7 protein-coding genes are annotated in these 5,030 nt (G+C 51.4%); 6 read left to right on the forward strand and 1 reads right to left on the reverse strand.

Translation table 11 applies throughout. From position 1 onward, the window contains the following. Positions 1 to 601 (reverse strand): DEAD/DEAH box helicase (locus HOM51_00535; GenBank protein MBT5032978.1); only part of this gene is annotated, 601 nt, incomplete at its 3' end. Between the two features lie 167 nt (positions 602 to 768). Between HOM51_00535 and HOM51_00540 the strand changes: the two genes are divergently transcribed. The 6 genes from HOM51_00540 to HOM51_00565 all read left to right on the forward strand — a co-directional run bounded on the left by HOM51_00540 (position 769) and on the right by HOM51_00565 (position 4,758). Next, positions 769 to 1,146, forward strand: coding sequence for a DUF983 domain-containing protein (locus HOM51_00540; protein ID MBT5032979.1), 378 nt, complete (start codon positions 769 to 771; stop codon positions 1,144 to 1,146). 20 nt (positions 1,147 to 1,166) lie between these two features. Continuing rightward, positions 1,167 to 1,595: a hypothetical protein gene (locus HOM51_00545; GenBank protein MBT5032980.1), complete on the forward strand. Its 429-nt coding sequence runs from the start codon at positions 1,167 to 1,169 to the stop codon at positions 1,593 to 1,595. Positions 1,596 to 1,810: 215 nt separating this feature from the next. Beyond that, complete coding sequence (locus tag HOM51_00550; GenBank protein MBT5032981.1) at positions 1,811 to 2,767, forward strand: DMT family transporter; 957 nt, start codon at positions 1,811 to 1,813, stop codon at positions 2,765 to 2,767. A gap of 5 nt (positions 2,768 to 2,772) precedes the next feature. Continuing rightward, entirely contained in the window at positions 2,773 to 3,171 is a 399-nt protein-coding gene (locus HOM51_00555) for a RidA family protein (GenBank protein MBT5032982.1), read from the forward strand. Positions 3,172 to 3,247: 76 nt separating this feature from the next. After that, positions 3,248 to 4,342: a hypothetical protein gene (locus tag HOM51_00560; protein MBT5032983.1), complete on the forward strand. Its 1,095-nt coding sequence runs from the start codon at positions 3,248 to 3,250 to the stop codon at positions 4,340 to 4,342. Positions 4,343 to 4,413: 71 nt separating this feature from the next. Then, positions 4,414 to 4,758, forward strand: a complete 345-nt coding sequence (locus tag HOM51_00565; GenBank protein ID MBT5032984.1) for a hypothetical protein — start codon at positions 4,414 to 4,416, stop codon at positions 4,756 to 4,758. The last annotated feature ends 272 nt before the right edge of the window (positions 4,759 to 5,030 follow it).

Genomic DNA, 5,030 nt, shown 5'->3' on the forward strand with positions numbered 1-5,030 from the left:
GGTAGCGCTTGGCAAGGGTCGCGATCGAGCGCGGCACGGTGGCGGAAAACATCAAGGTGCGGCGGTCGCTGGGTGTGGTATCGAGCATATATTCCAGATCTTCGCGAAAGCCCAAGTCGAGCATTTCGTCGGCTTCGTCCAACACCACAGCGCGAAGCGTCGATGTATTGAACGAGCCCCGTTCAATGTGATCGCGCAGCCGTCCGGGGGTCCCAACAACAATATGTGCGCCCCGGTTAAGATTGCTGCGTTCAGTCCGCATGTCCATGCCGCCAACACAGGACGCAATAGACGCGCCGGTCATTTCATATAGCCATTCCAATTCGCGCTTTACCTGCAGGGCCAGTTCCCGGGTCGGCGCGATGATCAAGGCCAAGGGGGTGCGGGCGCGCTCGAACCGGTCCGCGCCGTCCAACAGGGTCGGAGCTAAAGCCAGCCCAAAGGCCACGGTCTTGCCAGACCCGGTTTGCGCCGAAACCAAGGCGTCGCCCTGGCCGAGGCCCGGGGCGATTACCGCCGTTTGAACCGGGGTTAATACGGTGTAACCGCGTTTGTCCAATGCTTGGCCAAGCGCCGGAACGACACCTTCGAATGCTGTCATGTTTTTTCTTTCGGAATACGAATTTAGTGCGCCGGATTTCGGATTATCCGCTGGGCGGCGCACGTCGCCGCAAGCAATGGCGCGACGGAACATTTATAATGGCAGTGATGTACTTCTTGTCGGCTGCGTTGTAAAGAGTGCAGAGATTCTTGACACAGTAGGAAATGATGACTGATACAGGCCCGAAGCGCTCGATCCTTCTCTCTATATCTCGTGGTGTTCGCAAACGCTGCCCGAATTGTGGGATGGGTCGAATTTTTCAAACCTATATAAAGCCGACGCCCGCCTGTGGTGCGTGCAGTGAAAAGCTCGACCATATTCGCACGGACGATTTTGCGCCTTGGCTGATGATCTTAGTGACCGGGCATATCGTTGTCTCACTCGCGTTTTATGTCGAACTGACATTCTCTCCACCCCTATGGGTGCATGCGTCATTATGGGCGCCGACGATCCTTCTCTTGACTCTTGGCTTGCTTCCCCATGCCAAGGGGGCGTGTTTGGGTCTAATGTGGGCCTTGCGACTGCGCGGGGATGAGACACAGTGATGTACTCCTTGGTATAACACATGGCGAAGTCCCTCCAACTCCCCTTCAAGTTAAAGAAACAACTGCAAGAAGAATGTCGCAAGCTGGCGGTTTTGTATGCACAACATGACGAGCAGGTTAAAATCCACAAAAAATCAAAGGGCGCGGTGGTGATGGGGTTTGTATTTATCGCGGTTGCTTTGTTTTTGCACCGCGAACAGCCTGGGGTCGCGGCCTATATCGGATTTGGCATTGCCGCCTTGGTGATCCCGTTTGCGCTGTTCTGTCTTTGGGGCAGCAAGGAACGCCGTACCGAAATCGCTTTGGAGCAGATTGCGATCACTGATCAGTTCCTCGACCATGGACTGCTCGTCGACAACAGCGGCAGGCTGGTGCATGTGCTCGACGACGAGGGCAGGCCCGTCGGGCGGGGGCGCGATCCGATGAGTAAGAAGAGTTATTCGGGCTGAACGGACAAGCTTTACTTCCCGTCCTTCGAGACGCCGCTGGCGCGGCTCCTCAGGATGAAGAAATTTAAATATTCACTTCATCCTGAGGAGCGCTGAAAGCGCGTCTCGAAGGACGGGGAATAAATCACCGGATAGTATTTGCTAGTGTCCCACCTCCGAAACCCATATCTTAAACTCAAAAGAAACTGGGGGCCGGCACGATAGCTGATCGATCATTGAATACTGCACCGAAAATTTCACTCGCAAAAACCCTGGAGACCTATAAGCCGACGCCGTTGGTCGCTTATTGTTTGGTGACGCTCTCGTGCTTTCTGTGGGGGTTGGCGACGGTTGTCGGGCGCGGGATTTATGAGGAAATACCGCCTTTCGGGTTGTCGTTTTGGCGCTGGCTCCTGGCGGCATTGGTTTTATTGCCGTTGGTGTGGGTCGATTTGCCGCGCAAACTTCCACTCATCAAGGCCAACATTAAACTGATTGCTTTGCTGGGATTTTTTCAAGTCGGGGCGTCGGCAATTCTGTTGGTAGCGTTGAACTACACGACGGCGATTAATGCTTCGCTCATCAATGCGGCTCAGCCGGTGATGACCATTATACCGGCCTGGATATTGACCCGCGAAAAAATCACCTTCGGCCAAGGCATCGGAATTATTTTGGGTCTGGTCGGTGTGGTTATCATGGTCTCCCAGGGAAATTTGGATATCCTCAAAAGCCTTGAATTCAACGGCGGCGATATCTTCGCGATCATGGCGGTTTTGGGATGGACGATTTATGCGACCCTGATCCATCGCGTGCCGAGCGAGCTAGGACTAACCACGACTTTGTTTCTTGTGTACTTGGCGGGAACGATTGGGCTGGTGCCGTTCTATATTGTTGAACACACCTTCATACGCCCGGTCCCACTAAGCTGGCTGACTGTTGGCGTGGTCGCCTTGCTGGGTATTGTTGTTGCTGCCATTGCGGTATCGATCTGGACGGCGAGTGTGCGTTCCATCGGACCCAATCGCGCGGCGATATTTTTGAATGTTATTCCTGTTTTTGGGGTCTCAATGGCGATTATCTTCCTGGGCGAACAATTGTTCACATTCCATCTGATCGGCGCAGCCTTTATCGGAACCGGCATGGCTTTGGTTATTTTTATGGCCCGAAAAAAATTGAGCAAAAAAAGGGAGTAAAATATATGGCGGATAATGGCGTTAAAATTTTAGATCCAGACGGTGCTTTTAAGCCGACTGGCACCTGGTCGTTGGGAACACGGGCCGGGGATTTCGTCTTTGTTGCCGGGATGCGAGGACTTGATCCCAAGACAAATCTACTGGTCGAGGGTGTCGAAGCGCGCATCACTCAGGCTTTTCTGAACATGCAGCTAATCGCCAAGTCCGAAGGTGCAACGCTTCAGGACGCTGTAAGATTAGTTGTCTATGTAACCGATATGGACCTTTATCGGGGTGTCACCAATCAGGTTCAGGAAAAGCTGTGGGACGGTGGCCCGTTTCCGCCACGTACAATCCTTGAGGTGGCAGGGCTCAATCAGGAAGATTTTTTCGAAGTTGAAGGTACGTTCTACGCGCCTCAATAGAGCCAGACTTGAGCCCCAATGAAGTTTATGTGAAACTTCGGATCATCTAATGAAACTAAAATAGGGAGCTACGGAGATGAAGAAGATTTTTCACGCCCTGAGCATTACGCTCTTGGCGGTATTCGGCACGCTTTTATTCGGTCAAAGCAGTCACGCTTTGTCGATAAAAGATAACAATATTACCATTCGGATCGGTTCAGGCCATCCACCATTCATTACCTATATTAAGCAGTTTAAAAAGGTTCTGATCCCACGGATCATGGAGCGTGCTGCGAAAGAGACGAAGTACAAAGTCAAGTTTAAAGAACACTATGCGGGGACGGTTGTGAATGTCTTCGACACCCTTGAAGGCGTGCAAGACGGGCGGCTGGATATGGGCGGCTGGTGCGTGTGCTTTGATGACGATAAGGCGATGGCCATGAACCTGCCTTTCTTTGTGCCGTTCCAACATCCAAGTGCGGTTGTCCAACGCAACATCGGTGTCAAGCTGTTGGCCCAGTTCCCGGAGCTCTATCAAGACTATGAAAAGCGCTATAAGCAGAAGCTCTTAGGTTTTACAGGGTTCAATAACTATGGCCTGCTGACCAAGTTTGACTGGAAGAATTTCAATGACCTTAAGGGCCGTAAGATTCTTGCTGCTGGGCCAAACCTTCCGTGGGTCAGAGGAGCCATTCCTGTGCGGACTTCCATCCCTAAAGCTGCGACGCAACTGTCGACCGGTGTTGGCGAAGGGATCGTCTTGTTCCCAGATACCGACTTTAAATTGGGCCTGCATAAGGCACTCGGCAAAGGTGTCTACACTGTCACAAATTTTGGTGCTGTGCTGAACATTAACCTCACCATGAGCCTGAAGGCGCGGAAGAAACTGCCAGCGGAAATCGTCAAGATCATTGATGAGGTCGCCGTTGAGTGGACACTCGCAACCGCGAAGGCGGCTGATAAGGACCATGCCTGGGGTTTGGATAAGCTTGCGAGCGTTGGCTTCAAGGTGCGGACGATTGATCCGGCAGCCCAAAAAGACTGGGCCCTGCGGCTTAAGGACTGGCCGAACGAACGGGTCGAAGCTGTGAAGAAAAAGAAAGGTGTCGATATCGGACCTGCGATGCGTGCCTTCATCAAGATGAACGAAGAGGCTGGACATAAGTTCCCTGTTAGATACGTTATCAAGTAAAGGTTTGTTTTAAACCTGGGGAGGCGACAGCACTGTTGTCTCCTCCCCTTGATAATATGAAGGGAACTCGTATGGCCATAGATAGAAGGGCGGAATCAAGAGGAAGTGACCGTAGGGACACCCCCCGATATGACCTTGGAGGCGTATTTGCGACCCTTAATGCTGATGATGAAAAGTTTGAAGTTGTCGATATTGGCGATGTCAATGTGAGTGTTGAAATTCAAAATTCGGCCCTTCAGGTTAACGATAAGATAAAAATTTCTGTCCATGTCCCCTTGATCGGGAAGATGGCAACCCTACCCATCACCGGAACCGTTTCCAGGGTTGCTCCTGAGAGTGTTATTGTATCCTATGACGTGCCGAGCATAACTTGGCCTAAACTACTCTCGGTATTGGCGGAGATCGAACAAAATTAAGGTTGTTTTTAAATGACACAGAATCCACGTTAGTACAGAATTAATAAAATTTATTAGGAGTGAGCCCATGACCCCCGAACAAATTGATCTGGTTCAACAAAGCTTTAAAAGTGTTGTGCCCATTAAAGAGGTGGCGGCTGACCTGTTTTACAACCGCTTGTTCGAAATTGACCCGCAAATTAGGCCTGTCTAACGTCAGCGCCTATGGAACAAATTAGCGGGATTGCATAAGAGAGGATTTTTAGCTCATCGTAGTGACCGAAGGGAACGAA

It is taken from the genome of Rhodospirillaceae bacterium (genome assembly GCA_018660465.1).
Taxonomy (GTDB): Bacteria; Pseudomonadota; Alphaproteobacteria; order Rhodospirillales; family JABJKH01; genus JABJKH01.

What these genes read in the sequence shown, in the direction of transcription:
- HOM51_00540 (MBT5032979.1), top strand. Translation starts at nt 769, where the DNA reads ATGACTGATACAGGCCCGAAGCGCTCGATCCTTCTCTCTATATCTCGT.
- HOM51_00545 (MBT5032980.1), top strand. Translation starts at nt 1,167, where the DNA reads ATGGCGAAGTCCCTCCAACTCCCCTTCAAGTTAAAGAAACAACTGCAA.
- HOM51_00555 (MBT5032982.1), top strand. Translation starts at nt 2,773, where the DNA reads ATGGCGGATAATGGCGTTAAAATTTTAGATCCAGACGGTGCTTTTAAG.
- HOM51_00560 (MBT5032983.1), top strand. Translation starts at nt 3,248, where the DNA reads ATGAAGAAGATTTTTCACGCCCTGAGCATTACGCTCTTGGCGGTATTC.
- HOM51_00565 (MBT5032984.1), top strand. Translation starts at nt 4,414, where the DNA reads ATGGCCATAGATAGAAGGGCGGAATCAAGAGGAAGTGACCGTAGGGAC.